Below are 24200 nucleotides of genomic sequence, written 5' to 3'. Positions count from 1 at the left end.
GCCGGATCGATTCGGGGTCCAAGGGAAACCCTTCGCCGCCGATCCGTTACTCCTGCATGGCCCGTATCGCTCATCTGTCCGACATTCATTTCGGCGCGAACGATCCCAGGATCGTCGATGCCGCCACCGCCTGGCTGGAGGAACGCCGCCCCGACCTCGTCATCATCAGCGGCGATTTCACGCAACGGGCGCGCGTGGCGCAATTCCGGCAGGCCGCCGCCTGGCTGGGCCGGTTGCATGCGGCGGGGCTCAGGACGCTGGTCGTTCCGGGCAATCATGACGTGCCGCTCTATGACGTCGTGCGCCGCTTCATGGCGCCGCTGCGGCGTTACAAACGCTATATCAGCAATGCGCTTTGCCCCTTTTACGAGGATGACGAGGTCGCGATCCTGGGCCTCAACACCGCGCGGTCGCTGACGATCAAGGACGGGCGGATCAACCATGACCAAATGGACATTCTTCGGCGCCGGTTCGCGACCGTCGCCCCCGACAAGACCCGCATCCTCGTCACTCATCATCCGCTCTTTGCCATGCCCATCGGCAAGGGCGGGGAATTGAGCGAGGCGGTCGGCCGGCACGAAGATGCGGTGCAGGCCGCGTGTCAGGCCGGCGTGCATCTGGCGTTGGCGGGCCATTTCCACCGCACCTATGCGCAAGCGGCGCAGAAAATGGTGGCGCATAGCGGTGGCGCGCTGGTGATCCAGGCCGGCACCGCCACATCGACCCGGCTGCGCAATGACGAGCCGCAAAGTTTCAACTGGCTGCATGTTCGCCGCCATGACGAGATGGAATTGCAGGTCATCGTCTGGGACGGCGCCGGATTCCGCCGCGCCAGCCACGTCGACTACGCCCATGATGGCCAGGGTTGGACCGCGCGCGACGTGATCGACCCGCCGAGGGTCGGCGCCGAACCGCGACGCGCCGGCGCGGCCCGCGTCTGACGGCATCACCCCCGCCATCCGATCCTTTCGCTATCCTCGCAACAGGGCGCCGGGCAAAGCGAACCCGGCGCGCCGGTCAGTCGGCGTAATAGCCCACGCCGATCACATGCTCGCCCACCCGTTCGATCAGCGACAGTTTATGTTCGACATGATTGTCGGCGCGGTTGAGCCAGACATAGTTGATCTGCCCGCGCCCGGACGTCCTGGCGATCTCGATCATGTCGCGCACGATCGGCTTGCCCTCGGCATCGGTCAGGTCGCGCACATCCTTGCCGACCAGTCCCGGATGCGCGCCATAGGCTTCGTAAATGCCGTCAAGGTCGAAGGCGAAGACATAAAGCTCGCCGGTATTGAACGCGCCATCGGGCTGGTTGAAGGCCGCGAACGCCGCTTGCGCGCCGACCTCATGCACTTGGGCGACCGCCCGTTCGAGCATGGCGCGCGCATCGGCGGCGGTGGCGCGCGGAGCGGCATGGGCGCTGGCCGGCAGCAGCGCGAGCGCACAGGCGGCGAGCAAAAGGCGGGGATGAAAGCGCATGGGTCTACCTCCTTATGTCGCCGTGCCTATATCCGCGCGGACAGGCGCGGTGCCGACGATGCGAAGGGTCTTGCGCCGATCCCCCCGCCCCGTCTTGGACATGGATCAAATCGACCTTTGGAATGAGGGAGGCGCGCGCGCGTCTATCCCGCCGGCTTCCCCTTCAGCGCCTCCGCCAGCGATGCCGTGGCGCTGCCGCGCCGCGCCGGTTGGGCCTGGCTCGGGTCCGGCCGCCAGCCCGACAGATAGACGATCGCCATCTGCTCGCCCGTGCGCCCGTCCGGGTCGGCGGCGTCGGCGAAATGGGCGGCGGCGCGCATGATGACATCGCGGGTCAGCGCCGGCGGCCGGTTCGCCAGCATATTGCCCGCGCCCATGCCGCGCAGGTCATGCATCAGCCGCACGACATCGCCATAGCGGATCGTCAGCGTCTCTCCATCCGCCACCGGCATGGCGAAACCGGCGCGGCTCAGCAGGTCGCCGGCCGATCGCACATCGACTTGCGGATGGACATGCTGGCCCGGCCGGTCGCCCTCGGCGGCGAGCAACGCGGCCTTGAGGCGGGGCAGGCTCCCTGCGCCCGCAAAAGCCGCGAGCATCAGCCCGTCGGGGCGCAACACCCGCCGCATCAGGATCAGCGCGCCCGGCAGGTCGTTGACGCTGTCGAGCGTGCCGCAGGCCAGGATGAGGTCGAAACTTGCATCGGCAAAGGGCAGGGCGTCCTCGTCCGCCTGCACCCCGCCGCCCTGGTTCGCCGCCAGAAAGCCCGGATCGGCGCAGGCGACTCGCTTGCCCATCGCTTCGAGCGCCGCCTTCGCGCTGCCATCGGGACAGCCGATCACCAGCGCCTCGTGCAGGTCGCGCTGCACATCGCCCAGCCGCTCCAGCAATTCGTCCAGCATCGCCCGGTGCAGGAAGTCATGATCGGCAAAGGCCGTCAGCATCCGGTCGCGACGCCGCGCGCGCAGGGATCGGTCGAAAATATCGGGGCGCGGTTCGGTTGCGGTCATGGCGGGCCTTGTGCATCGGGGGCGAAGCGGGGACAAGGCAGATGATGCCTCTCGCCCCGCTTCTCAAGGCCGCGCTGCGCCCCGCGATCGATTATGCGCTGCCGCCCCGCTGCCCCGGCTGCGGCGCCATCGTGGGTGAGGATTTCGCTTTCTGCCTGACCTGCTGGAGCGGGATGACCTTCCTGGGTGAGCCATGCTGCGCGCGCTGCGGCCTGCCATTCCCGCATGAGATGGAGGCGGGGGCGGAATGCGGCGCCTGCCTCGCCGATCCGCCGCCCTGGGACAGCGCCCGCGCCGTGCTTGCCTATGGCGATGTCGCGCGCACGGTGGCGCTGCGGCTCAAATATGGGCGGCGCATCGGCCTTGCCCGGCTGATCGCGCGGCAGATGCTGCGCCATGTCGGTGCGGTTGGGGACGGCGCGCCGCCGCTGATCGTGCCGGTGCCGCTGCATCGCTGGCGGCTGTGGGGCCGGGGCTTCAACCAGTCGGCGCTGATCGCCGATCATCTGGGCCGCCTGACCGGATGGCCGGTGGACAGGCGTGGCTTGCGGCGCGTGCGGCGGACGCAGCCGCTGCGGGGCATGAATCCGGCGCAGCGGGCCAGGGCGGTGCGCGGCGCCTTCGCTTTGGCGGACGGGCATGGGATGCAGGGGCGGCGGGTGCTGCTGATCGACGATGTCCATACCAGCGGGGCGACCGCGGCGGCCTGCGCCCTGGTCCTCAGGCGCGGCGGCGCGGCGGATGTGCGGTTGCTTTGCTGGGCGCGGGCGCTGCCCGATGGCGACGCGCCATGACGGATTGATTGACAATATGGCGCAGACCCCCATTTTCATGAGAAAGGAGCTGTTATTTCATGGCGAAAGTCGAAATCTATACCAGGGCCTGGTGCGGCTATTGCGCGCGGGCGAAATCCTTGCTCGACGGCAAGGGCGCCGCGTTCGAGGAATATGACATCAGCATGGGCGGGCCAAAGCGCGACGAGATGCTGTCCCGCGCGCCCGGCCGGACCACCGTGCCGCAAATCTTCATCGACGGGCAGCATATCGGCGGCAGCGACGAACTGGGCGCGCTGAACCGGGAGGGCAAGCTGGACGAGCTGCTCGGCCTGTGACGACCCTGCGCGCCGCCCTGTTCCAGATGACCAGCGGGATCGATCCCGCAGCCAACGCCGCCGCGATCGTGGCGATGGCCCGGCGCGCCAAGGGCGAGGGCGCGGACATGCTCTTCACGCCCGAAATGGCCGGCTATCTGGATCGCGACCGCACGCGCGCGGCGCAGACGCTGCGGGCGGAGGGTGATGATGTCGTGCTGGCCGCAGTGCGCGAGGCGGCGGCGCGCGAAGGATTGTGGATACATGTGGGATCGCTGCCGCTGAAGGGCGAGCGGGCCGACGGGCGCTGGGCCAATCGCAGTTTCCTGATCGACGCCAATGGCGACATTCGCGCGCGCTATGACAAGATCCACCTGTTCGACGTCGATCTCGCCACCGGGGAAAGCTGGCGCGAATCCTCGGTCTATGGGCCGGGGGAGCAGGTTGTCGCCGTCGATACGCCCTGGGGCCGGATGGGCTTTTCCATCTGCTACGACATGCGTTTCCCCGATCTCTACCGCGCCCTGACCGATGCGGGTGCGACCATATTGCTGGCGCCCGCCGCCTTCACCGTGCCGACCGGCCAGGCCCATTGGCATGTGCTGCTCCGTGCCCGTGCGATCGAGGCGGGATGCTTTGTCATCGCCACGGCGCAGACCGGCGCGCATCAGGACGGGCGGACCACCTATGGCCATAGCGTCGTGATCGATCCGTGGGGCGACATATTGCTCGACATGGGCGATGCATCCGGGCTGGGGCTTGCGGATCTTGACCTCTCGCGCATAGGGGATGTGCGCGGGCGGGTGCCCGCCCTCGCCAACCGCCGTGAGATATCGAAGGACGTAACTGTTTCGTGATCGTGTTCGACCTTAAATGCGGTGCCCATGGCCATGTGTTCGAAGCCTGGTTCGGGTCCAGCGCCGATTATGACGCGCAACAGGCGCGCGGGCTGGTCGCTTGTCCGATCTGCGGCGATGTCGCCGTGACCAAGGCGGTGATGGCGCCCGCTGTCGGGGCGAAGGGCAACCGCCGCGCGCTCGCCCCGCGCGAACAGCCCGCCGCCCCGGCGACGACGGGCGCCGACCAGGCGAAGATGCGCGCCCTTGTCGAAGCCGTGGCGCAGGCGCAGCAAAAGCTGTTGGCGGACTCCACCTGGGTCGGACGCGATTTCGCCGATCAGGCGCGGGCGATGCATTATGGCGAACAGGACCGCGCCAGCATCCATGGCGAAGTCGCCCCGGCCGAGGCGAAGGCGTTGATCGCCGAAGGCGTCGAAGTGGCGCCGCTACCCCTGCCGGTCGTCCCGCCCCAGGCGAAGAATTGATCGCCGGGAAATGCGCGCCAAGAATTGACCACATGCCCCCCCCGCAATAGAGCCGTCGGCGGGCACCCATAGCTCAGCAGGATAGAGCATCAGATTCCTAATCTGGGGGCCACTGGTTCGAATCCAGTTGGGTGCACCATTTTTCAATGAATTAACGGAAGCCTCCGCATCGGATACCGCCGGCGATTTACGAGGGTAAGCGCTGGATAAGCACCATGAGGCGCCAGATTTCTCGCTGCCATATGATCATTCTATGCGGACAGGGGGCGAGATACTCGCGTCGTTCATCGACATTTTGCGCGCTACCGGCGCAGGGATCGCTAGCGCCGTCATTTCCATGGGTGTCCTGTTCGGCGCTATGTTCATCGGCTGCGAAGCGGCTGAGGTGAAGGGCAAGAACTGGCAGGGATGGCTGGTCGGGCTTACCGCTTTTTGCCCTATTGCGCGCCCCGTTCTACCCAGCGGCTGAGGCTCTTACCCGAATCGCTTGTAAAAGCGCCGATGACGTCGCGGCCTGCGTTGAAGGTGACGATTACTGACGCCTGACTCCCTCGCCGCCTGCGATGGACTTCTCTGCAGCAGCGAGGAATACCAAACCGGCGTCTTCAAGCGGCAGCTTGATTGCCAATATTCCAGAAATTAAGACGATTCAATGACGTTGGGTTTTGCGCAGATGCCCCGGTTTCCAAGATTGAAATGAGAAGGAAGCTTGCTAGGTTGCCCAAGTGGGAGACGTAGACACCGAACGCGACCGATTGATCGCAGCGCTGGCGCGGGTCGCGCAGCGCGACCATTCGGCGCTTCGGCAGGTCTATGAGATGACGTCACCGAAACTATTCGGCATTTGCCTCCGTATCTGTGCAGACCGGGATGCTGCGGAGGATGTTTTGCAGGACGTCTACATCAAGATCTGGAATCGGGCCGGACGGTTCGATGCCGGGCGCGCCAGCCCGATCACTTGGCTGTGCACCATCGCCCGCAACAGCGCGATCGACTGGTGCCGCTCGTCACGCCGTCCCGACATGCTGCCCGAAAGCGCCGCGACGCAAATCCCGGACACGACACTTGCAGCCGACCTGATGATCGAGCGCGACCAGGACAAAGCACGCATCTTTGCCTGCCTGGATCAATTGGAGGAACGGCAGCGCACATCCATTCGCACCGCATTCATGGATGGGCTGACCTATGCGCAGCTCGCCGATCGCCTGGCCGTGCCGCTCGGAACGATGAAGAGCTGGATACGGCGCGGCCTCCAGCAACTCAAGGCGTGTATCGGCGATGGCTGACGCGCCCCTGACACCCGAGGAGCGCGATGCGCTCACCGCCGAACTGGCGCTTGGCGTGCTGGACGGCGACGCGCGGGCGGCGGCGCTGCGCAGCCTGCTGGCTGATCCGGACTTTGCGCCCGGCATGATCGATGCATGGGAACATCGCCTCGCGGCGCTCTACGACGATTATGTCCCGGTCGCGCCGCCGGGCGCGCTGTGGGCAGGCATCGAAACCCGTCTTGGCGAGGGATCGCTACGCGAACCGGTCATAAGGCAATTGCGCCGCTGGCGTGCAGGCGCGCTGGGGGCGGGGGCCATCGCCGCGTCGCTGGCGTTCGTCATGCTCCTTCGTCCCTCGGCGCCGGTTCCGCTTTCCGTTCCTGCGCCAGTGGCGGTGGCGCAGATGGTCGGCGCTTCCGATGGGCCGATGATATTGGCGCGGTACGACCCGGCGTCGGGTGACCTGACCCTGCGGCCCACCGGGATAGGATCGGACACTCTCGCGCCCGAATTGTGGATCATTCCCGCCGATGGCAAACCCAGGTCGCTTGGCCTGATTACCGACGGCGCTGAAAGTCGCATTGTCGTCGATCCGTCATATCGCCCCTTGCTGACAGAGGGCGCGACTTTGGCGGTCACCATGGAAGCAATGTCCGGCGCCCCTCATGACGCCCCCAGTTCGGCGCCGATTGCCGCAGGAAAAATATCCCTGCTGTGATTGCATCCGCTGACCGCTCCCTTCCGTAACTGACCTGCACGCCCGCTCTGACGGGACGCGCGACATAGGAAGGAAGCCTTTATGACGACTAACCTGACAAAGCTTTCGCTTGCATTGGTGGGCACCCTGTTTCTCGCCAGCGGGGCTCCGGCCATCGCCAAGGACATGGGCAAGAATCCGATGGTCGGCGGCGCGGCCATGTACCCGACCAAGGACATCATCGACAACGCCGTCAACTCAAAGGATCACACGACGCTGGTCGCCGCGGTCAAAGCCGCCGGTCTGGTCGATACGCTCAAGGGCGCGGGGCCATTCACCGTCTTTGCCCCGACCAATTCCGCCTTTGCCAAGCTGCCCGCCGGCACGGTGGACACATTGCTGAAGCCTGAGAACAAGGCGATGCTGACCAAGATATTGACCTATCATGTCGTTGCCGGTCGGATGACCGCCGACGACATCGCGGCCAAGGCGAAAATGAACGACGGCAAGGCGATGCTGACCACTGTGGAAGGCGAAAGCCTGACCGCATGGGAAAAAGACGGCGCCTGGTATCTGACCGATGCCAAGGGCGGCACCTCCAAGATCGAGATCGCCAACGTGATGCAGTCCAATGGCGTCATCCATGTGGTCGACACGGTTCTGATGCCCTGACCCGATCGGCCATCTAAACGCCGGACTGCGGAAGCCCGTCGATCGCCCGTCGATCGGCGGGCTTCCCCCTTTATGCACGCCCGCCCTGCGCGCTTCTCACAAGCCAAACAGGGACGCCACGCACCGGCCATAATGTTCTTCGGCCACGCCGTAAGTATCGCCAGCCACAAGGCAAAGGCCGGGCCGGTTGCGCATGACGACCCGATTGCGGGTGCTGGCGATCAATTGATCGCCCTCCATCACATGCAGCGCGTCCGTAATGCTGGCGCGGCGAACCACCAGCATGTCCGCAAGATCCTGGTGCGTGGCGCAGATGTGGTCGCCGCTCGCGCGATCATGATGCATCAGAATCAGGCGGGCCAGGCGCCGTTCGATGGGATCGGTCTTGCTCGACACGATCGTGGCGGTCATCTGGATCATCACGGCATGAACGTAGCGCAAAAGGCTGGCGCGCAGACTTGGCCGATCCTCCATGCGTTGGAGCATCGGGTTTATCTCCATTCGCAGGACGCTGGCGCCTTCTCGCCCCGCCCGGATATGATAGGGAGAAAGGCGCGCATTCATCAGGGCTGACCAGCCGATGAAGCCCTCGCGTCCGACCAGCGCCGTCAGGCAGGCTGCGCGGGCGCCCGCGTCGCTGCCGAGGGTCAATATGCCGTCCTCCGGGAAGTCCAGAAATTCTATCATTTGCCCGGCGGGCTGGATTATCGATCGTGGCGCACATGCCACCCGCGTAAAATGCCGGCTGACGCTGGCATAGTCGGGCGGCGACAAGGATCGCAAGAGGATGTTCGCTGTATCTTTCTGAATGGCGGCAACCAAAACGCCCTCGCAATTCATGCTGATCAAACCACCAGATACGGACCCGGCGGCGTCGCGGATGCATCCGGGTACGTTCGCGTACGCAGATTCTTTTTTCCGCGTAAAAACCGGAACTTCGTCACCCGATCCCGCCTTAGCCCGCCGATGACGCGCACCCGCTCATCATGACCACCAGTCAGTGAGGATCAAGGGATGACCGATGATATTCTGGCAATCGAAACTTTGGAGCGCAGGGCCAAACGGCGCGAAGAAAGGCGGGATTTTTTCCGAACGCTCGGGGCCATGGCAGCCTTTGGCAGCGCGGGCTTTGCGGCGAGCAGCCAGTCAGCCCTGGCGCAGAGCGCGCCATCTGATGGCGACATTCTGAACTTCGCCCTCAATCTCGAATATCTGGAGGCGAATTTCTATTCCTATGCGGTGTTCGGCACGCCGATCGACACCAAATATACCAGCGGCAGCGGCAATGCCGGCACCGCCACGGGCGGGCGGAAAGTCAATTTCACCGACCCGGTCGTGGCTCAATATGCCAAGGAGATCGCGCAGGATGAAATCGCCCATGTCGATTTTCTGCGCAAGAATCTGGGCACCGCCGCCGTCGCCCAGCCGGCCATCGATGTCGGCACCGATCCCAATGGCGCTTTTTCGTCCGCTGCGCGCGCGGCAGGACTGATCGGTGGCGGAGCCAGCTTCGACCCCTATTCCAGCGACGAGAATTTCCTGCTGGGCGCCTTCATCTTCGAAGATGTCGGGGTCACCGCCTACAAGGGCGCAGCGCCGCTCATCACCAGCAAGACCTATCTCGAAGCGGCAGCCGGGATCCTGGCGGTGGAAGCCTATCATGCAGGGCTGGTCCGCACCTCACTCTATCGCAAGGGCATCGCAACGCCCGCGCTGATCGACGCGACAGAGGCGATTTCCGACGCGCGCGACAGTCTGGACGGTTCCAGCGACCTGGACCAGGGCATCGCCAATATCGGCGATGCGTCGAACATCGTTCCGCTCGACGCCAACGGCCTCGCCTACAGTCGAACGACCGGACAGGTGCTCAACATCGCCTATCTGACCAACATGGCGACGGCGCGGGGCGGATTTTTCCCCAACGGCGTCAACGGCACCATCAACATGAGCGCGGCGAACTAAGCCCCTCTTTGCGACGGAGATGTTCCCATGAAAGACGATCTGATGCTTGAAGCCTTTGAAGCGCGCGCGCGACGCCGTGACCAGAGGCGCGGTTTTCTGCGCGCGGCGGGTTCGATGGCGGTGGTGGCGGCTGGCGCGAGCCTGCTGTCGGCCTGCGACGACGATGACGACTCACCGGCCCCGACGCCTACGCCCACGCCAACCCCCACGCCTGCCCCGACGGTGACGGACGGGGACGTCCTGAACTTTGCCCTGAACCTCGAATATCTGGAGGCGCAATTCTATTATTTCGCCGCCTTCGGCTCCGGGTTGCCGAGCGGCATATTGGGCGGCGCAGGCACGCAGGGCGCAGTCACCGGCGGACGCCAGGTGGCCTTCACCGATCCCTTGATCGCCCGTTATGCGCGGGAAATTGCCGCCGACGAGCGCGCCCATGTCGAATTTCTGCGGGGCGCGATCGGCACTACGGCCGTGGCCCAGCCCGCGATCGATATAGGGTCCGACGCAACCGGGGCTTTCTCCGCCGCGGCCCAGGCGGCCGGCCTGATCCCGGCAGGCCAGAGCTTCGACCCCTATGCCAGCGACGAGAATTTCCTGCTGGGCGCCTTCATCTTCGAAGATGTCGGGGTCACCGCCTATAAAGGCGCCTCGCCGCTCATCACCAACAAGACGTTCCTGGAGGCTGCGGCCGGCATCCTCGCCGCCGAAGCCTATCATGCCGCCCTGGTTCGGACAGTGCTCTACGGCAAGGGCGTGGACACGCCCTCGTTACGCACGTCCGCCGACAAAATATCCGACGCGCGCGACAGTCTCGACGGGGCGAGCGACAAGGATCAGGGCATCAGCCCGAGCGGTGGCGCATCGAACATCGTTCCGACCGATGCCGATGGCATCGCCTACAGCCGGTCGACCGGAGAAGTGCTCAACATCGTCTATCTGACGAAACTCGCCGCACAAAAGGGCGGCTTTTTCCCCAATGGCCTCAATGGCAGCCTGAACAGCAGCATGGCCCAGTGACAAACTAGCGACTACTTCCAGAGGGGATGATACATGACGCCTCCGCCACCCGCCGACATCGCAATGCCGTCCACGGACATGCCGGCCATCAGGCCCAGCCTGCCCGGCTCCTACCGGACGGTCGCGGTGCCGCGGGCTGGCGGCAGCGTCTGGAAGAAAATGGGCGCCTTTGCCGGTCCCGGCTACATCGTCGCGGTCGGCTATATGGACCCGGGGAACTGGGCGACCGACCTCGCCGGTGGGTCGGCATTCGGCTACACCTTGCTGTCGGTCATCCTGCTGTCCAGCATCATGGCGATGGTGCTGCAATCGCTTGCGGCGAAACTGGGCATCGTCACCGGCATGGACCTCGCGCAGGCCTGCCGCGCGGAATATAGCGCACCGGTGCGCACGATGTTGTGGGTCATGTGCGAACTGGCGATCATCGCCTGCGATCTGGCCGAGGTGGTCGGCACCGCGATCGCGCTGCAATTGCTGTTCGACATCCCGCTGGCGCTGGGCGTGTGCCTGACCGCCGCCGACGTCCTGCTGATCCTGTTCCTGCAACAGCGCGGTTTTCGCCAGTTGGAGGCGTTTATCGTCGCACTGCTGATCGTGATCGCCGGCTGTTTTGCCATCGAACTGTTCCTGTCTCGCCCCGACCTTGCCGCGATCGGCGCGGGCCTTGTTCCCAGCGCCGGCGTCGTCACCGATCCGGCAATGCTCTACATCGCGATCGGCATCATCGGCGCGACCGTGATGCCCCATAATCTCTATCTACATTCCTCGATCGTCCAGACCCGCAGCTTCGAACGGAGCGAAAAGGGCAAGCGGGAAGCGGTGCTGTTCGCCACGGTGGACAGCACCGTCGCGCTCACGCTGGCGATGTTCGTCAATGGCGCGATCCTGATCCTGGCGGCTTCTTCCTTCCATGTGGCGGGCATGACCGGCGTGGCCGAAATCCAGGACGCGCATCGCCTGCTCGCGCCGGTTCTGGGCGCCGGCATCGCCAGCACCCTGTTCGCCGTCGCCCTGCTGGCGTCGGGCCAGAACAGCACGATCACCGCGACCCTGGCCGGGCAGATCGTGATGGAAGGCTTCGTCAATCTGCGTGTGCCCGCCTGGGCGCGACGAGTCGTAACCCGGATGCTCGCCATCGTGCCGGCCGTGATCGTCGCCGTCTTTTATGGATCGGAGGGCACGACCAGGCTCCTGGTCCTGAGCCAGGTGGTGCTGAGCCTGCAACTACCCTTTGCCGTCGTGCCGTTGGTGAAATTCACCAGCGATGCCAGGCTGATGGGCAAGTTCGTCAATCCGCGATGGCTTGGATGGGTGGCCTGGTCGATCTCGGCCGTCATCATCATCCTCAACCTCAAGCTTCTGCTCGACTTCTTCTTTTGAAAGGAAGGACTGACATGCGCGCCAATTTGCGTTCCACACTCATGCGGCTGTCATCAATGGCGGTAGCCTTCGGCCTGCTGCTTCGGGCCATCTTGTTCGACCGGTCGGACCTCCCCTATGCCATCGGCATAATGGCGGCCGCGATAGCCTATGAGGCGCTCTACCAGATCGCCAGCCGTTCGATCCTGGAGCGACCCTATGCCGCCAATGCGACGCCTGCACGCTGAAGCAGGATAGTGGCCCTTCAGGCAACTGACGATCGGTCCGTTCCCATCTTCATCCTCTAGGGCGCACCATTTTCCTCTTGTGCCGGATCAACCCGCGGCCATCACACCGTCACCGTGCTTTGCGTCCGCCCTTGCGCGCCAAATATGCGCAGATAGCGCGCGATTTCCGCCGGGTCGCCGGTCGCCTTGGCCGGATTGTCGGACAGTTTGACCGCCGGCCGCCCATTGGCCTCCACCACCTTGCACACCAGGGATATCGGATCGAGCGCATCGGTGTCGAAGGGCGCGCAATCGCGAAAATCATTGGTCAGGTTGGTGCCCCAGCCAAAGCTCATGCGCACGCGCCCGTGGAAATGGCGATAGACGGTCTCTATGCCATCGACATCCATGCCGTCGGAAAAGATCAGCCGCTTGGTCCGGGGATCGCGGCCCTTTGCCTGCCACCAGGCGATGATCTGCTCGCCTGCGGGGATCGGCGGCAGGCTGTCGGGGCGAAAGCCGGTCCAGTCGGCTACCCAATCCGGCGCCTCTCGCAGGAAGGCGGCCGTGCCGAAGGCGTCGGGCAGGGCGATCAGCAGATTGCCGCCATAGTGACTGCGCCATTCCTCCAGCACGGCATAGGGCGCCTGCGCCAGGCTCTTGTCGTCGTCGCTCAGCGCCGCCAGCACCATCGGCAGTTCATGGGCATTGGTGCCGATCGCCTCCAGATCCGCGTCCATCGCCAGCAATATGTTGGACGTGCCGATGAAGCGGTCGCCAAGCCCCTCTTTCAACGCCTCCACGCACCAGCGTTGCCACAGGAAGCCATGGCGGCGGCGGGTGCCGAAATCGGACAGCGCCAGGTCGGGCAACATGCGCAGGCGCTCGACCTTCGTCCACAGTTTCGCCTTGGCGCGCGCATAGAGAATATCCAGCGCAAACCGCCCCCGATCCTTGAGCGCGGCGCGCACGCGCAGTTCGTTCACGATGGCGAGCGCGGGGATCTCCCACATCGTCGTATGCGTCCATGGCCCTTCGAACCGCAGTTCATATTGCCCTTCCACCTTGCGCAATTCATAGTCGGGCAGGCGGAATTGGGCGAGCCAGGCGATGAAGTCGGGCGCGAACATCTGGGTCTTGCCATAGAAGCTGTTGCCGGCCAGCCAGATCAGTTCCTTGGGCGTGAAGCGCAGCGTGCGCGCATGGTCGAGCTGCGCGCGCAACTCCGCCTCGTCGATGATGTCGGCCAGGCGAACCGACGCGGTGCGGTTGATAAGGGCGAAGGTCGCTGTGACATCGGGATGCAGGTTGCGGATCATCTGCAACATCAGCAGCTTGTAGAAATCCGTGTCGAGCAGGCTGCGCACGATCGGGTCGAGCCGCCAGCCATGATTATGAACGCGGGTGGCGATGTCGGTCAGCATGGCGGCCTTTCCGGCAGGGTAAAGCTATATTATTTCTGTATCGAAATGAGATTTCAGCCAGTCGCGCAAGCTGTCCATTTCGCTGTCGGGTTTGACTGCCGCGCCCAGGTCCGGCTGCCCCGGCCAGCCCGCGTCCGTAATCGTCAGGCCGACGGCGCTGCGGCTGCCGTCATAGCGGGGGATGACGTGGAAATGGACGTGGGGATCGACCATCATCAGCATCAGATAGTTGATCTTCCGAAAATCGACCGCCGCCGCCAGCGCGGCCTCGACCGCGGCGGTTACGGTCTTGAGTTCGGCATGGGCCTCGCCCGGCAGGTCGCCGAACGCGGTCGCATCGCTCTTCGCCGCCAGCACCAGCGATCCCAGCGTCGGCTGGGCGGGGCGCAGCAGGACCAGCCAATGGTCGAACTCCGCGATCAACGTCGCGGGCCATCCGAATTTCTCGATCGTCGCGTTCATGCCGCCGCCGCTCCCGCCTCGTCCATCCAGCTGGTGATCGGCCGCCCGCTGCGCTTGACGCCATAGGCTTGCGCCAGCCGCACCGCATGAACGACCAGCGACAGGATCGTCCACCATGCCAGCGCGATCAGCCCGATGTCGGGCCGACCAAAGAGCAACGACACGAACAGGATCACCATGTTGGGATTGCGCCGCGCGGTGATGAGGCGGAACTGGCTGTCGAACGGGCGCCAGACATGGATGTCCATCTTGAAATCCTTGAGGAACATCCCCTCGATCAGCCGTTGCAGCACATAGCCTGCAATGACCGCCGTCATGATGAAGGTGAAGGTGCCGGCCGACAGACCCAGTCCCCAATAGACCAGGCCCGTGCCCCAGAAATACCACCAGAAGGGCGGATGGACCAGATCGACGCCATGGTCGATCACATTGCCCCATTTGGACGAGGTGATGGTGCAGCGCGCCAGCTTTCCGTCCACCGTGTCCAGCACCATGAAGATGAAGCCGCTCAGGAATCCGCTCCAGTACATCCCCTTGGCGAACAGGAAAGTCGCGACCAGGCAGAGCGTGACGCCGATCACCGACACCATGTTCGGCGTCATCTTCAACTGCGCGGCGCTACGGGTCAGGATCAGCGCCAGCTCGGGCCAGAGATATTTGGTGAGCAGGTCGGTGACGCCCTTATAGGCGCCGAAATAGCTGCGGCGTTCGATCTCGCGCCGGGTCTCCGGGGTGAGTTCGCGCACCATCGGCTGCTCCAGCTTGCGCAACTGGCGGTTGTAGAGCTTGCGGCCGTCCGACAGGTCGATGACATGGGCGGCGGTCAGCGGATCCGCGCCCTGCGGCACCTGCCCCACGATCGGCTTCGCGCCCCAGACGAATATTGTGCCCGGCGTTTCGAGCGCCAGCCGCAACAGCAGCGGGTCGAACGCATAGGCAAGGTTGAACAGCAGCTCGTGCCCCGTCGCCAATGTGCTGCCACTCTTCGCCGCGCTCTCCGCCATGCGGCGGTCCCGTTCGGCGTTGGACATGCCCCAGATCGGCGTCGCATTCTCGCCCAGCAGGCGAACCGGGCCGAGGGTGGTGGACAAAAGCTGGCTCATGCGGCGCCCTTCGCGAAATGGAGGATGAGGTCGGCCTGCCGCCGGGAGGCGGGGATGGGGGACAGGTCGATGGATTGGTGCATCGCCGCTTCCTGCGCGGCAAGGAACCCGGCTTGCAAGTCGTTCGCGCGGGCCAGCGCTTGCGGCAAGCCATCTGCCCGCTCGATCACTTGCCCAAGCCGCCAATGGTTGAAATTCTCGATCCCCTGCCAGTGCCGCCTTTCGAGATTGAGAAAGACGCAGGGGCGGGGAGTGAGCAGGAACTCGTAAACTTGGCTGGACACGTCACCGATGTAAAGATCCGCGCTATTTGTGTAGCTCATGTCGATCGAGTGGCGGCTGCCCATGTCGATGCGGATGTGCGGCGCGCTGCTGACGATCGGCGGGACGCGCCGGGCCAGCTTGGTATGAGGCGCGATGATGACGTTCCAATCCGTCAGCGCCTCCAATGTCGCGAGAATTTCAGGCCCATGCTTGATCCAGGATGACAGGTCCGGGTCGAAATGCGGATTGTAGAGCAGCACGGGCTTGTCGTCGGCGAAAAAACGTTGTCGCGGCGCGCGCAGTTCGAATTTGGCATAGCCGCCGATGCGAATGTCCTCGACTGTGCCAAGGCCGCGCGCGATCAGCCGCCGCTGGTCCTTCTCGCCGCCGACCAGGGTCAGGTCAAAGTCGCGATGCCGTTTCTTGTAGCCGCCTTCGCGATCGCCCGCGCCATGCTTTATATGAATCATGCGTGATGAAAAACCGGGCATGTGGCGCAGCCAGGCGCTGCTGATCTCGGTCGTCACGACGGTCGGAAAGCGCGCGATGGTGCGGTGGTTCAGCAACAGCGTGGCAAGCCGCGACGGCTGTCGGAACAGCGAGTCGGGGCCGGATGGGGGGCGGCGCAGGCGCAGGCGCGTCAGGCGGCCTTCGGGGTCATAGCTGCCGGCCAGGGCCAATAGCTGGTCGGACGGCGACAGCATGCTGACCCGCACATCGGGGCGACGCGCCAGTTCCAGCGCGGCCGGCAGCCAATGATAGAGCTGCTGCGCTTCGGCAATGGCAAGAAAGGCGATATCGACCGGCACTGAAACTCCCCGCGCTCCGCCCGCCCTAGCGCGCATGGCGAAGGAAGCAAGCGGCTGCCGCATGACGATGTGCAGGCCTGCAAGCCATTTGCAACAAGGTCGTGGGGACAGAAACATCGGCCACAGCGCTGGACCTTTGCGGAATTTTTGTTATGCGGACCCCGACTAACAGACATTCTCGAAGAGGCTCGACGAGCGATGGCCGAATTTGCGTTGCCCAAGAACAGCAAGATCAGCGGCAAGGGCGTGACCCACAAGGCGCCCGAGGGCGCCACCAATGTCCGCAGCTTCAAGGTCTATCGCTACGACCCCGACTCCGGCCAGAACCCGCGCTACGACACGTTCGAGATCGACCTCGATACATGCGGGCCAATGGTTCTGGACGCGCTGCTGAAGATCAAGAATGAATATGATCCGACGCTGACCTTCCGCCGGTCCTGCCGCGAAGGCATTTGCGGTTCCTGCTCGATGAACATGAATGGCAAGAACGGCCTGGCCTGCACCACCGCCATCGACGAATGTGCGGGCAAGCAGGTGCAGATCACCCCGCTGCCGCACATGGACGTCATCAAGGATCTGGTGCCGGACTTCACTCACTTCTACGCCCAGTATAATTCGATCCAGCCCTGGCTAAAGACCGTGTCGCCGCCGCCTTCGGGCAAGGAGCGGCTCCAGTCGCCGGCCGATCGCGAGAAGCTGGATGGCCTCTACGAGTGCATTCTGTGCGCCTGCTGCTCGACCAGCTGCCCCAGCTATTGGTGGAATTCGGACAAGTTTCTTGGCCCCGCCATCCTGCTTCAGGCCTATCGCTGGCTGGCCGACAGCCGCGACGAATATACCGGCGAGCGCCTGGATGAACTGGAAGATCCCTTCCGCCTCTATCGCTGCCACACCATCATGAACTGCGCCAATGTCTGCCCCAAGGGGCTGAGCCCGGCCAAGGCGATCGCCGAAACCAAGAAGATGATGGTCGAACGGCAGCTTTGACGTTGAATAGCGACGGTGTTGCCGGCGGGAAGCCGCTGACCGATGGGAAATGGGCGGGCTGGGCTGCATGGTCCGACCCCCATCCCGACACTTTTCTCCAGGCCATCGGCCGGGGCTATATGCGCAGCGACGCGCCCGGCAAGGCGCTGGTCGGGTTGGAGACGCGCACCAGTCACCGCAACCGACTCGATACGCTGCATGGCGGTTTCCTCGCCGCCTTTGCCGATCATGCCTATTTCGGCGCGCTGTGGGCGATGGGGCATAAGGATCAGATCAATGGCGTGACCATCGACCTGTCGATGCAATATCTGGGCGCGGGCAAGGTCGGCCCGGACCTGATCGCCGAGGTCGAGGCGCTGCGCGAAACCGGGCGCCTCTTCTTCCTGCGGATGCTGATAACCCAGGATGGCCAGTCGGTTGCCGCATCGACCGCGACGCTGCGCAAGGCGCCGCCGCGCAAGTGACGACCGTCCTCACCTGCTATGACCAGCTGGTGAAAGCCGGTGAATTGCGCCCCGATCCCGACCAGCGCGCCGCGGCCGAGCGACTCGACCATCTCCAGCAGGAACTGGAGGCGACGCCGGCGCGCGGATCGACCTTGTGGAAACTGCTGCGCAAGGCGCCCGAACCGCCGCGCGGTCTCTATATGTGGGGCGGGGTGGGGCGCGGCAAATCGATGCTGATGGACCTGTTTTTCGACACGGTTCATGTCCAGCGCAAGAAGCGCGCGCATTTCCATGAATTCATGCTCGACGTCCATGCCCGCCTGGCGCAAGCCCGCAAGTCGGAAACCGGCGACCCGATTCCGCCTGTCGTCGAATCGCTGGCCGAAGAGGCCCGGCTGCTCTGCTTTGACGAGATGGTCGTCAACAATATGGCCGACGCGGCGATCATGTCGCGGCTGTTCACTGGCTTGCTCGAAAAGCGGGTGACGATCGTCACCACCTCCAATCGGGTGCCGGACGACCTCTACAAGGACGGCCTCAATCGCCAGCTTTTCCTGCCCTTCATCGACCTTATCAAGGCGAAGCTGGACGTGATGACGCTCAATGGGCCGACCGACTATCGGCGCGACCGTCTGGGCGACGCGAAATTATGGCACGTCCCCAATGGGCCGGAAGCTACCAGGGCGCTGTCGGAAGCCTTTTTCCGCCTGACCGACTATCCGGTCGAGGACCGGGCCAAAGTGCCGGCCGAGGACATCGTCGTGCAGGGTGGTCGCACCATGCATGTGCCCAAGAGCCTGAAGGGTGTTGCAGTCTTTTCCTTCAAGCGCCTGTGCGCCGAGGCGCGGGGCGCGTCGGACTATCTGGCGATCGCGCGTAAATATCATACTGCCATCATCGTCGGCATCCCCGTCCTGGGGCCGGAAAAGCGCAACGAGGCGGCCCGCTTCGTGACGCTGATCGACTCGCTCTACGAATATAAGGTGAAGCTGCTGGCCGCGGCCGATGCCGAACCGGCGCGACTCTATCCGCAGGGCGATGGCGCGTTCGAGTTTGAGCGCACAGTGTCGCGACTCATGGAAATGCAGTCGGACGATTATCTCGCGCTGGGCCACGGCCCGAAATAGATTTTTCTGCCCGTTTCAGGCTTTTCGTCACCCTCTCGTCGCGCGCGCTACGGCGGGGGCGGGGCTCTGGCCGTCACATTCACACGGAACCATTCATCGGGACGCAATTTTTCTGAAGGAAACAGGCCGGATGCCGTCGGCTATGACGGCATCCGGCAGGATACCTCTGTAGGGAAGGCTCGCGAACCAGGGTAGGAGTTCGGAGCGACAGGAGGTGAATCGCTATTAATGCAATTGCGAACTAATTGCAAAGATAATTTGACTTTGGCGGATTTCCAAGGTTGAAACCCCCGCGCGAAGGGCGTAGGCGAGCCAACAATTCCAGTAGTCATGACTTGGAGGATGACAAGCATATGGCCCGTAAGAAGATCGCGCTCATCGGCGCAGGCAATATCGGCGGCACGCTCGCGCATCTGGCAGCGCTCAAGGGGCTCGGCGATATCGTCCTCTTCGATGTTGTCGAAGGTGTGCCGCAGGGCAAGGCCCTCGATCTCTCGCAATGCGCTTCGGTCGAAGGCTTCGATGCCAAGATCACGGGTTCCAACGATTATGCCGACATCGCCGGCGCCGACGTCATCATCGTCACCGCCGGCGTCGCCCGCAAGCCGGGCATGAGCCGTGACGATCTGCTCGGCATCAACCTCAAGGTCATGAAGGCCGTGGGCGAAGGCATCGCCGCCAACGCCCCCGACGCTTTCGTCATCTGCATCACCAACCCGCTCGACGCGATGGTGTGGGCGCTGCGCGAATTTTCCGGCCTGCCGCACAACAAGGTCGTGGGCATGGCGGGCGTGCTCGACAGCTCGCGCTTCAACCATTTCCTCGCCGAGGAATTCAACGTGTCGGCCAAGGACGTCACCAGCTTCGTGCTCGGCGGCCATGGCGACACCATGGTGCCGGTCATCGAATATTCGACCGTCGCGGGCATCCCCGTTCCCGACCTCATCAAGCAGGGCCGTTCGACCCAGGAGCGCATCGACGCAATCGTCAAGCGCACCCGTTCGGGCGGCGGCGAGATCGTTGCGCTGCTGAAGACCGGCTCGGCCTTCTATGCGCCCGCCACCAGCGCGATCGCCATGGCCGAAGCCTATCTGGGCGACAAGAAGCGTCTGCTGCCCTGCGCCGCGAACCTGACCGGCCAATATGGCGTCGACAATCTCTATGTCGGCGTGCCGGTCATCATCGGCAAGGATGGTGTCGAGCAGATCGTCGAAATCGAACTGAACGAAGAAGCCAAGGCCAACCTCACCGTGTCGGTCGATGCGGTCAAGGAACTGCTGGAAGCCTGCAAGGGCATCGACCCCAGCCTCGCCTGAACCCTACTCCAAGCCTGCACCGGTCCGTCCCAGGTAAGTGCGCAGCCTGGGGCGGGCTGCCGTTAGACCCAAAGTGCCACGTCCACAGAAGATAAAGGGACACGCATGTCCATTCTGGTGAACAAGAACACCAAGGTCATCACCCAGGGTATGACCGGTGCCACCGGCACCTTCCACACTGAGCAGGCGCTGGCCTACGGCACCCAGATGGTTGCCGGCGTGACCCCCGGCAAGGGCGGCACGACCCATATCGGCCTGCCCATGTATGACACGGTCGCGGAAGCCAAGTCGAAGACCGGTGCGGACGCTTCGGTCATCTACGTGCCGCCGCCATTCGCGGCCGACTCGATCCTGGAAGCGATCGACGCGGAAATCCCGCTGATCGTCTGCATCACCGAAGGCATCCCCGTCCTGGACATGGTGCGCGTGAAGCGCGCCTTGTCGGGCAGCAAGTCGCGCCTGATCGGCCCGAACTGCCCCGGCGTCCTGACCCCCAATGAATGCAAGATCGGCATCATGCCGGGGTCGATCTTCTCGCAGGGTTCGGTCGGCGTCGTGTCGCGTTCGGGCACGCTGACCTATGAAGCCGTGTTCCAGACCACCAACGCGGGCCTGGGGCAGACCACTGCGGTCGGCATCGGCGGCGATCCGGTCAACGGCACCAACTTCATCGACGTGCTGGAGCTGTTCCTGGCCGACGACGCCACCGAATCGATCATCATGATCGGCGAAATCGGCGGCGACGCGGAAGAACAGGCCGCCCAGTTCCTGATCGACGAGGCCAAGAAGGGCCGCAAGAAGCCGATGGCCGGCTTCATTGCGGGTCGCACTGCGCCTCCGGGCCGTCGCATGGGCCATGCCGGCGCGATCGTGTCGGGCGGCAAGGGCGACGCGGAAAGCAAGATCGCGGCGATGGAAGCGGCCGGCATCAAGGTCGCCGCCAGCCCGTCCGAACTCGGCTCGACGCTCGTTGAAGTGTTGAAGGGCTGAATAAACTCCTACATATATAGCGCGGCCGGGCTGCACCCCGGCCGCCATTTTCCCGTATCCGCGACTGCACGCGGCTGGGATGGGACAGACCATGGGTTACGAGAACCAGGAATTCGAGATTGAGCGCGGCCCCAGTTGGGCGCGTGACAACTGGCCGCTGACGGATACGGATGATCTGACCGGCGCGCTGGACCCCACGCAGATGCAGGTGGCCGTTAAGGCAGCCGCCAAGGCGCAGGGCAAGGCCGTGTCGGACGCCGACATCGCCGCCGCCGCCGAAGACAGCATCCGCGCCCTGATGCTGATCCGCACCTATCGCGTGCGCGGTCATCTGGCCGCGAATCTCGATCCGCTGGGCCTGGCCAAGCGTGACCAGCCGGCGGATCTGACGCCGGAATATCATGGCCTGACCGACCTCAACAAGAAAATCTATCTCGGCGGCGCGCTGGGGCTGCAATATGCGACCGTCAGCGAGCTCGTGGCGATCCTGCGGCAGAATTACTGCGGCAGTGTCGGCCTGGAGTATATGCACATCTCCGATGTCGAGGAGCGCCGCTTCCTCCAGGAGCGGATGGAAGGCAAGGACAAGGAAATCCACTTCACGCCCGAGGGCAAGAAGGCGATATTGTCCAAGGTCATCCAGGCCGAGCAATATGAGAAGTTCCTGGGCCGCAAATATGTCGGCACCAAGCGCTTTGGCCTCGACGGCGGCGAATCCATGATCCCGGCGCTGGAAGCGGTCATCAAATATGGCGGCGCGACCGGTGTGCGCGAAATCGTGTTCGGCATGGCCCATCGCGGCCGCCTGAACGTGCTCGCCAATGTCATGGCCAAGGGTTTCCGCGTCATCTTCCACGAATTTTCGGGCGGCACCGCCAACCCGGAAGATGTCGGCGGATCGGGCGACGTCAAATATCATCTGGGCACTTCGACCGACCGTGAGTTTGACGGCGTCAAGGTTCATATGAGCCTGGTTCCCAACCCGTCGCATCTGGAAACTGTCGACCCGATCGTGCTCGGCAAGGTGCGCGCGCAGCAGACCTTCCGCGACGACCTCGCCAGGCATGAGCAGGTTCTGCCCGTGCTGATCCACGGCGACGCGGCCTTTGCTGGCCAGGGCATCGTGTGGGAATGTTTCGGCTTCTCGGGCGTGACCGGTTACAATACCGGCGGCTGTGTCCATTTCGTTGTCAACAATCAGATCGGCTTCACCACCAGCCCGCAATTCTCGCGCGGTTCGCCCTATCCCAGCGACGTGGCAAAGGGCGTTCAGGCGCCGATCCTGCACGTCAATGGCGATGACCCCGAAGCGGTCACCTTCGCGTGCAAGCTGGCGATGGAATATCGCCAGACCTTCCATCGCGACATCGTGATCGACATGTGGTGCTATCGTCGCTTCGGTCATAATGAAGGCGACGAGCCGTCTTTCACCCAGCCGCAAATGTATGCGAAAATCCGCCAGCATCCGCCGGTCAGCGACATTTATTCGGCCCGCTTGAAGGCCGAAGGGCTGGTCGACGATGATTTCGTCACCCAGGCGACCGGCGACTTCGTCAATCATCTGGAAGAAGAGTTCGAGGCGGCGAAGAGCTATAAGGCGAACACCGCCGACTGGTTCGCCGGCCGCTGGTCGGGCCTGCACAAGCCCGCCGACGCGGAAACCGCGCGGCAGACGGTCGAAAGCGGCATCTCCCAGAAGCTGTTCGACAGCCTGGGCCGTACGCTGACCACTGTGCCCGAAGGCCAGAATGTCCACAAGACGCTGAAGCGCGTCCTCGACGCCAAGGCTGAGATGTTCAAGTCGGGTGAGAATTTCGACTGGGCGACCGGCGAGGCGCTGGCCTTCGGCTCATTGCTGTCGGAAGGCTATGGCGTGCGCCTGTCTGGCCAGGATTCGGGGCGCGGCACTTTCAGCCAGCGTCATGCGGTCTGGGTCGATCAGGATACGGAAAACAAATATATCCCGCTCGCCACGGTGCCGCATGGCCGGTTCGAAGTGCTGGATTCGCCGCTGTCCGAATATGGCGTGCTGGGCTTCGAATATGGCTTCGCGCTCGCCGATCCCAAGAGCCTCGTGCTTTGGGAAGCGCAGTTCGGCGACTTCGCCAATGGCGCGCAGATCATCTTCGATCAGTATATCGCGTCGTCGGAAACCAAGTGGCTGCGCTCCAACGGGCTCGTCTGCCTGCTGCCGCATGGCTATGAAGGGCAGGGGCCGGAACATAGTTCGGCGCGTCTGGAACGTTATCTCCAGCTCTGCGCCGAAGGGAATATCCAGGTCGCGAACATCACGACCCCGGCCAATTATTTCCATGTCCTGCGTCGCCAGATGCTGCGGCCCTTCCGCAAGCCGCTCATCATCATGACGCCCAAATCATTGCTGCGTCACAAGATGGCGGTCAGCAAGGCTGAGGATTTCCTGGGCGAAACGCATTTCAAGCGCATCCTGTCGGACCCCAATGCGGCGCCCGACGCGGAAACCAGGCGCCTGGTGCTCTGTTCCGGCAAGGTTTTCTACGACCTGATGGAGGCGCGCGACGCCGCCGGCGACACCGATGTCCAGATCCTTCGCATCGAACAAATTTATCCGTTCGCGACCGAAGCCCTGGCCAAGCGCATCGGCCGCATGACCGATCTGGAAGACATCGTGTGGTGCCAGGAAGAACCGCGCAACAACGGCGCCTGGTCCTTCGTCGAACCCTATATCGAGGAAGCGTTGGCCAAGGCCGGTCGTGCGCCGATGCGCGCCCGCTATGCCGGCCGCAAGGCGGCGGCCTCGCCCGCCACGGGCCTGGCCAAGCGCCATGTCGCCGAACAGGGCGCTCTCGTCGCCGACGCGCTCGGGCATAATGTCCGCACCGAAATCCGCCGCCAGAAGAAAGGCTGAGACAGCTCATGGCCACTGAAGTCAAAGTCCCCACGCTGGGCGAATCCGTTACCGAAGCAACCGTCGGCCAGTGGCTCAAAAAGCCCGGTGAGGCTGTCGCCCTGGACGAACCCATCGTCAGCCTGGAAACCGACAAGGTCGCGGTCGATGTGCCCGCGCCGGTCGCCGGCACGCTGGGCGACATCATCGCCAAGGAAGGCGACACGGTCGAGGTCGGCGCGCTGCTCGCCTATCTGAACGAAGGCGCTGCCGCCGCCGCTTCCCCGACGCCCGCCGCCGC

At 64.0% G+C, this 24200-nt stretch carries 27 protein-coding genes and 1 tRNA gene; 21 read left to right on the top strand and 7 right to left on the bottom strand.

Annotated features, from left to right (window positions below):
• Positions 1-56 precede the first annotated feature (56 nt).
• Positions 57-941, top strand: coding sequence for a metallophosphoesterase family protein (locus C100_RS34085; RefSeq protein WP_024019527.1), 885 nt, complete (start codon positions 57-59; stop codon positions 939-941).
• Positions 942-1017: 76 nt separating this feature from the next.
• Here the strand turns inward: C100_RS34085 and C100_RS34080 are convergent, their stop codons facing one another.
• A complete protein-coding gene (locus tag C100_RS34080; RefSeq protein WP_024019526.1) occupies positions 1018-1479 on the bottom strand; it encodes a cache domain-containing protein in 462 nt (153 codons plus the stop codon).
• Positions 1480-1622: 143 nt separating this feature from the next.
• Entirely contained in the window at positions 1623-2489 is an 867-nt protein-coding gene (locus C100_RS34075) for a methyltransferase domain-containing protein (protein ID WP_024019525.1), read from the bottom strand.
• A 41-nt stretch (positions 2490-2530) separates the two neighbouring features.
• Between C100_RS34075 and C100_RS34070 the strand changes: the two genes are divergently transcribed.
• The 9 genes from C100_RS34070 to C100_RS34030 all read left to right on the top strand — a co-directional run bounded on the left by C100_RS34070 (position 2531) and on the right by C100_RS34030 (position 7540).
• Positions 2531-3283 carry a ComF family protein gene (locus C100_RS34070; RefSeq protein ID WP_024019524.1) on the top strand — a complete coding sequence of 251 codons (753 nt, stop codon included), beginning with the start codon at positions 2531-2533 and terminating at the stop codon, positions 3281-3283.
• 59 nt (positions 3284-3342) lie between these two features.
• The gene (grxC, locus tag C100_RS34065) at positions 3343-3600 is read left to right on the top strand and encodes a glutaredoxin 3 (protein WP_024019523.1); all 258 of its coding nucleotides are present in this window, start codon (positions 3343-3345) and stop codon (positions 3598-3600) included.
• 5 nt (positions 3601-3605) lie between these two features.
• A complete protein-coding gene (locus C100_RS34060) occupies positions 3606-4436 on the top strand; it encodes a carbon-nitrogen hydrolase family protein (RefSeq protein WP_031309262.1) in 831 nt (276 codons plus the stop codon).
• Complete coding sequence (locus tag C100_RS34055; protein WP_024019521.1) at positions 4433-4903, top strand: DUF1178 family protein; 471 nt, start codon at positions 4433-4435, stop codon at positions 4901-4903. The genes C100_RS34060 and C100_RS34055 overlap by 4 nt, the downstream gene beginning before the upstream one ends.
• 62 nt (positions 4904-4965) lie before the next feature.
• Positions 4966-5042: transfer RNA gene (locus C100_RS34050), tRNA-Arg, on the top strand.
• Between the two features lie 114 nt (positions 5043-5156).
• Positions 5157-5372 carry a hypothetical protein gene (locus C100_RS34045; RefSeq protein WP_024019520.1) on the top strand — a complete coding sequence of 72 codons (216 nt, stop codon included), beginning with the start codon at positions 5157-5159 and terminating at the stop codon, positions 5370-5372.
• A 256-nt stretch (positions 5373-5628) separates the two neighbouring features.
• On the top strand, positions 5629-6189 hold the full coding sequence (locus tag C100_RS34040; protein ID WP_024019519.1) for a sigma-70 family RNA polymerase sigma factor: 561 nt from the start codon (positions 5629-5631) through the stop codon (positions 6187-6189).
• On the top strand, positions 6182-6889 hold the full coding sequence (locus C100_RS34035) for an anti-sigma factor (RefSeq protein WP_024019518.1): 708 nt from the start codon (positions 6182-6184) through the stop codon (positions 6887-6889). Before C100_RS34040 ends, C100_RS34035 begins: the two co-directional genes overlap by 8 nt.
• An 81-nt stretch (positions 6890-6970) precedes the next feature.
• Complete coding sequence (locus tag C100_RS34030; RefSeq protein ID WP_024019517.1) at positions 6971-7540, top strand: fasciclin domain-containing protein; 570 nt, start codon at positions 6971-6973, stop codon at positions 7538-7540.
• A 96-nt stretch (positions 7541-7636) separates the two neighbouring features.
• On the opposite strand, the gene C100_RS34025 is transcribed toward C100_RS34030, so the two are convergent.
• The gene (locus C100_RS34025) at positions 7637-8227 is read right to left on the bottom strand and encodes a Crp/Fnr family transcriptional regulator (RefSeq protein WP_161633909.1); all 591 of its coding nucleotides are present in this window, start codon (positions 8225-8227) and stop codon (positions 7637-7639) included.
• A 327-nt stretch (positions 8228-8554) separates the two neighbouring features.
• Here C100_RS34025 and C100_RS34020 point away from each other — a divergent pair, with 327 nt between their 5' ends.
• The 4 genes from C100_RS34020 to C100_RS34005 are packed head-to-tail and all read left to right on the top strand — an operon-like array spanning position 8555 to position 12126.
• Positions 8555-9502, top strand: coding sequence for a ferritin-like domain-containing protein (locus C100_RS34020; RefSeq protein ID WP_024019515.1), 948 nt, complete (start codon positions 8555-8557; stop codon positions 9500-9502).
• A 27-nt stretch (positions 9503-9529) separates the two neighbouring features.
• Entirely contained in the window at positions 9530-10519 is a 990-nt protein-coding gene (locus tag C100_RS34015) for a ferritin-like domain-containing protein (RefSeq protein ID WP_024019514.1), read from the top strand.
• 33 nt (positions 10520-10552) lie between these two features.
• Positions 10553-11899 carry an Nramp family divalent metal transporter gene (locus C100_RS34010; protein WP_031309259.1) on the top strand — a complete coding sequence of 449 codons (1347 nt, stop codon included), beginning with the start codon at positions 10553-10555 and terminating at the stop codon, positions 11897-11899.
• Positions 11900-11913: 14 nt separating this feature from the next.
• Positions 11914-12126, top strand: a complete 213-nt coding sequence (locus tag C100_RS34005; protein ID WP_024019512.1) for a hypothetical protein — start codon at positions 11914-11916, stop codon at positions 12124-12126.
• Positions 12127-12227: 101 nt separating this feature from the next.
• On the opposite strand, the gene pncB is transcribed toward C100_RS34005, so the two are convergent.
• The 4 genes from pncB to C100_RS33985 are packed head-to-tail and all read right to left on the bottom strand — an operon-like array spanning position 12228 to position 16167.
• Complete coding sequence (gene pncB, locus C100_RS34000; protein ID WP_024019511.1) at positions 12228-13529, bottom strand: nicotinate phosphoribosyltransferase; 1302 nt, start codon at positions 13527-13529, stop codon at positions 12228-12230.
• Positions 13530-13553: 24 nt separating this feature from the next.
• Entirely contained in the window at positions 13554-13991 is a 438-nt protein-coding gene (locus C100_RS33995) for an HIT domain-containing protein (protein ID WP_024019510.1), read from the bottom strand.
• Positions 13988-15094, bottom strand: coding sequence for a CDP-alcohol phosphatidyltransferase family protein (locus C100_RS33990; RefSeq protein WP_024019509.1), 1107 nt, complete (start codon positions 15092-15094; stop codon positions 13988-13990). Before C100_RS33990 ends, C100_RS33995 begins: the two co-directional genes overlap by 4 nt.
• On the bottom strand, positions 15091-16167 hold the full coding sequence (locus tag C100_RS33985) for a glycosyl transferase (protein WP_024019508.1): 1077 nt from the start codon (positions 16165-16167) through the stop codon (positions 15091-15093). The genes C100_RS33990 and C100_RS33985 overlap by 4 nt, the downstream gene beginning before the upstream one ends.
• Before the next feature lie 198 nt (positions 16168-16365).
• On the opposite strand from C100_RS33985, the gene C100_RS33980 reads away from it, so the two are divergent.
• The 7 genes from C100_RS33980 to C100_RS0124565 all read left to right on the top strand — a co-directional run.
• Positions 16366-17154, top strand: coding sequence for a succinate dehydrogenase iron-sulfur subunit (locus C100_RS33980; protein WP_024019507.1), 789 nt, complete (start codon positions 16366-16368; stop codon positions 17152-17154).
• Between the two features lie 2 nt (positions 17155-17156).
• Positions 17157-17618 carry a PaaI family thioesterase gene (locus C100_RS33975; protein WP_031309257.1) on the top strand — a complete coding sequence of 154 codons (462 nt, stop codon included), beginning with the start codon at positions 17157-17159 and terminating at the stop codon, positions 17616-17618.
• Positions 17615-18727, top strand: a complete 1113-nt coding sequence (zapE, locus tag C100_RS33970; protein ID WP_024019505.1) for a cell division protein ZapE — start codon at positions 17615-17617, stop codon at positions 18725-18727. Before C100_RS33975 ends, zapE begins: the two co-directional genes overlap by 4 nt.
• A 353-nt stretch (positions 18728-19080) precedes the next feature.
• The gene (gene mdh / locus C100_RS33965; protein ID WP_031309255.1) at positions 19081-20043 is read left to right on the top strand and encodes a malate dehydrogenase; all 963 of its coding nucleotides are present in this window, start codon (positions 19081-19083) and stop codon (positions 20041-20043) included.
• Positions 20044-20148: 105 nt separating this feature from the next.
• A complete protein-coding gene (gene sucD / locus C100_RS33960; protein ID WP_024019503.1) occupies positions 20149-21033 on the top strand; it encodes a succinate--CoA ligase subunit alpha in 885 nt (294 codons plus the stop codon).
• Between the two features lie 91 nt (positions 21034-21124).
• The gene (locus C100_RS33955; protein WP_031309253.1) at positions 21125-23920 is read left to right on the top strand and encodes a 2-oxoglutarate dehydrogenase E1 component; all 2796 of its coding nucleotides are present in this window, start codon (positions 21125-21127) and stop codon (positions 23918-23920) included.
• Positions 23921-23928: 8 nt separating this feature from the next.
• A partial coding sequence (locus C100_RS0124565) for a biotin/lipoyl-containing protein (RefSeq protein WP_031309252.1) occupies positions 23929-24200 on the top strand: 272 nt, incomplete at its 3' end.

It is taken from the genome of Sphingobium sp. C100, from assembly GCF_000508185.1.
In the GTDB taxonomy this organism is placed as follows: domain Bacteria; phylum Pseudomonadota; class Alphaproteobacteria; order Sphingomonadales; family Sphingomonadaceae; genus Sphingobium.
Note: the sequence above shows the minus strand (reverse complement) of the source record. Positions and strands in the feature narration are given on the sequence as shown.

Bases quoted from the DNA above. Each gene is read 5' to 3' on its own strand.
- C100_RS34085 (WP_024019527.1), top strand. From the start codon at position 57: ATGGCCCGTATCGCTCATCTGTCCGACATTCATTTCGGCGCGAACGAT.
- C100_RS34080 (WP_024019526.1), bottom strand. From the start codon at position 1,479: ATGCGCTTTCATCCCCGCCTTTTGCTCGCCGCCTGTGCGCTCGCGCTG.
- C100_RS34075 (WP_024019525.1), bottom strand. From the start codon at position 2,489: ATGACCGCAACCGAACCGCGCCCCGATATTTTCGACCGATCCCTGCGC.
- C100_RS34070 (WP_024019524.1), top strand. From the start codon at position 2,531: ATGATGCCTCTCGCCCCGCTTCTCAAGGCCGCGCTGCGCCCCGCGATC.
- grxC (WP_024019523.1), top strand. From the start codon at position 3,343: ATGGCGAAAGTCGAAATCTATACCAGGGCCTGGTGCGGCTATTGCGCG.
- C100_RS34045 (WP_024019520.1), top strand. From the start codon at position 5,157: ATGCGGACAGGGGGCGAGATACTCGCGTCGTTCATCGACATTTTGCGC.
- C100_RS34035 (WP_024019518.1), top strand. From the start codon at position 6,182: ATGGCTGACGCGCCCCTGACACCCGAGGAGCGCGATGCGCTCACCGCC.
- C100_RS34030 (WP_024019517.1), top strand. From the start codon at position 6,971: ATGACGACTAACCTGACAAAGCTTTCGCTTGCATTGGTGGGCACCCTG.
- C100_RS34025 (WP_161633909.1), bottom strand. From the start codon at position 8,227: ATGATAGAATTTCTGGACTTCCCGGAGGACGGCATATTGACCCTCGGC.
- C100_RS34020 (WP_024019515.1), top strand. From the start codon at position 8,555: ATGACCGATGATATTCTGGCAATCGAAACTTTGGAGCGCAGGGCCAAA.
- C100_RS34015 (WP_024019514.1), top strand. From the start codon at position 9,530: ATGAAAGACGATCTGATGCTTGAAGCCTTTGAAGCGCGCGCGCGACGC.
- C100_RS34010 (WP_031309259.1), top strand. From the start codon at position 10,553: ATGACGCCTCCGCCACCCGCCGACATCGCAATGCCGTCCACGGACATG.
- C100_RS34005 (WP_024019512.1), top strand. From the start codon at position 11,914: ATGCGCGCCAATTTGCGTTCCACACTCATGCGGCTGTCATCAATGGCG.
- pncB (WP_024019511.1), bottom strand. From the start codon at position 13,529: ATGCTGACCGACATCGCCACCCGCGTTCATAATCATGGCTGGCGGCTC.
- C100_RS33995 (WP_024019510.1), bottom strand. From the start codon at position 13,991: ATGAACGCGACGATCGAGAAATTCGGATGGCCCGCGACGTTGATCGCG.
- C100_RS33990 (WP_024019509.1), bottom strand. From the start codon at position 15,094: ATGAGCCAGCTTTTGTCCACCACCCTCGGCCCGGTTCGCCTGCTGGGC.
- C100_RS33980 (WP_024019507.1), top strand. From the start codon at position 16,366: ATGGCCGAATTTGCGTTGCCCAAGAACAGCAAGATCAGCGGCAAGGGC.
- mdh (WP_031309255.1), top strand. From the start codon at position 19,081: ATGGCCCGTAAGAAGATCGCGCTCATCGGCGCAGGCAATATCGGCGGC.
- sucD (WP_024019503.1), top strand. From the start codon at position 20,149: ATGTCCATTCTGGTGAACAAGAACACCAAGGTCATCACCCAGGGTATG.
- C100_RS33955 (WP_031309253.1), top strand. From the start codon at position 21,125: ATGGGTTACGAGAACCAGGAATTCGAGATTGAGCGCGGCCCCAGTTGG.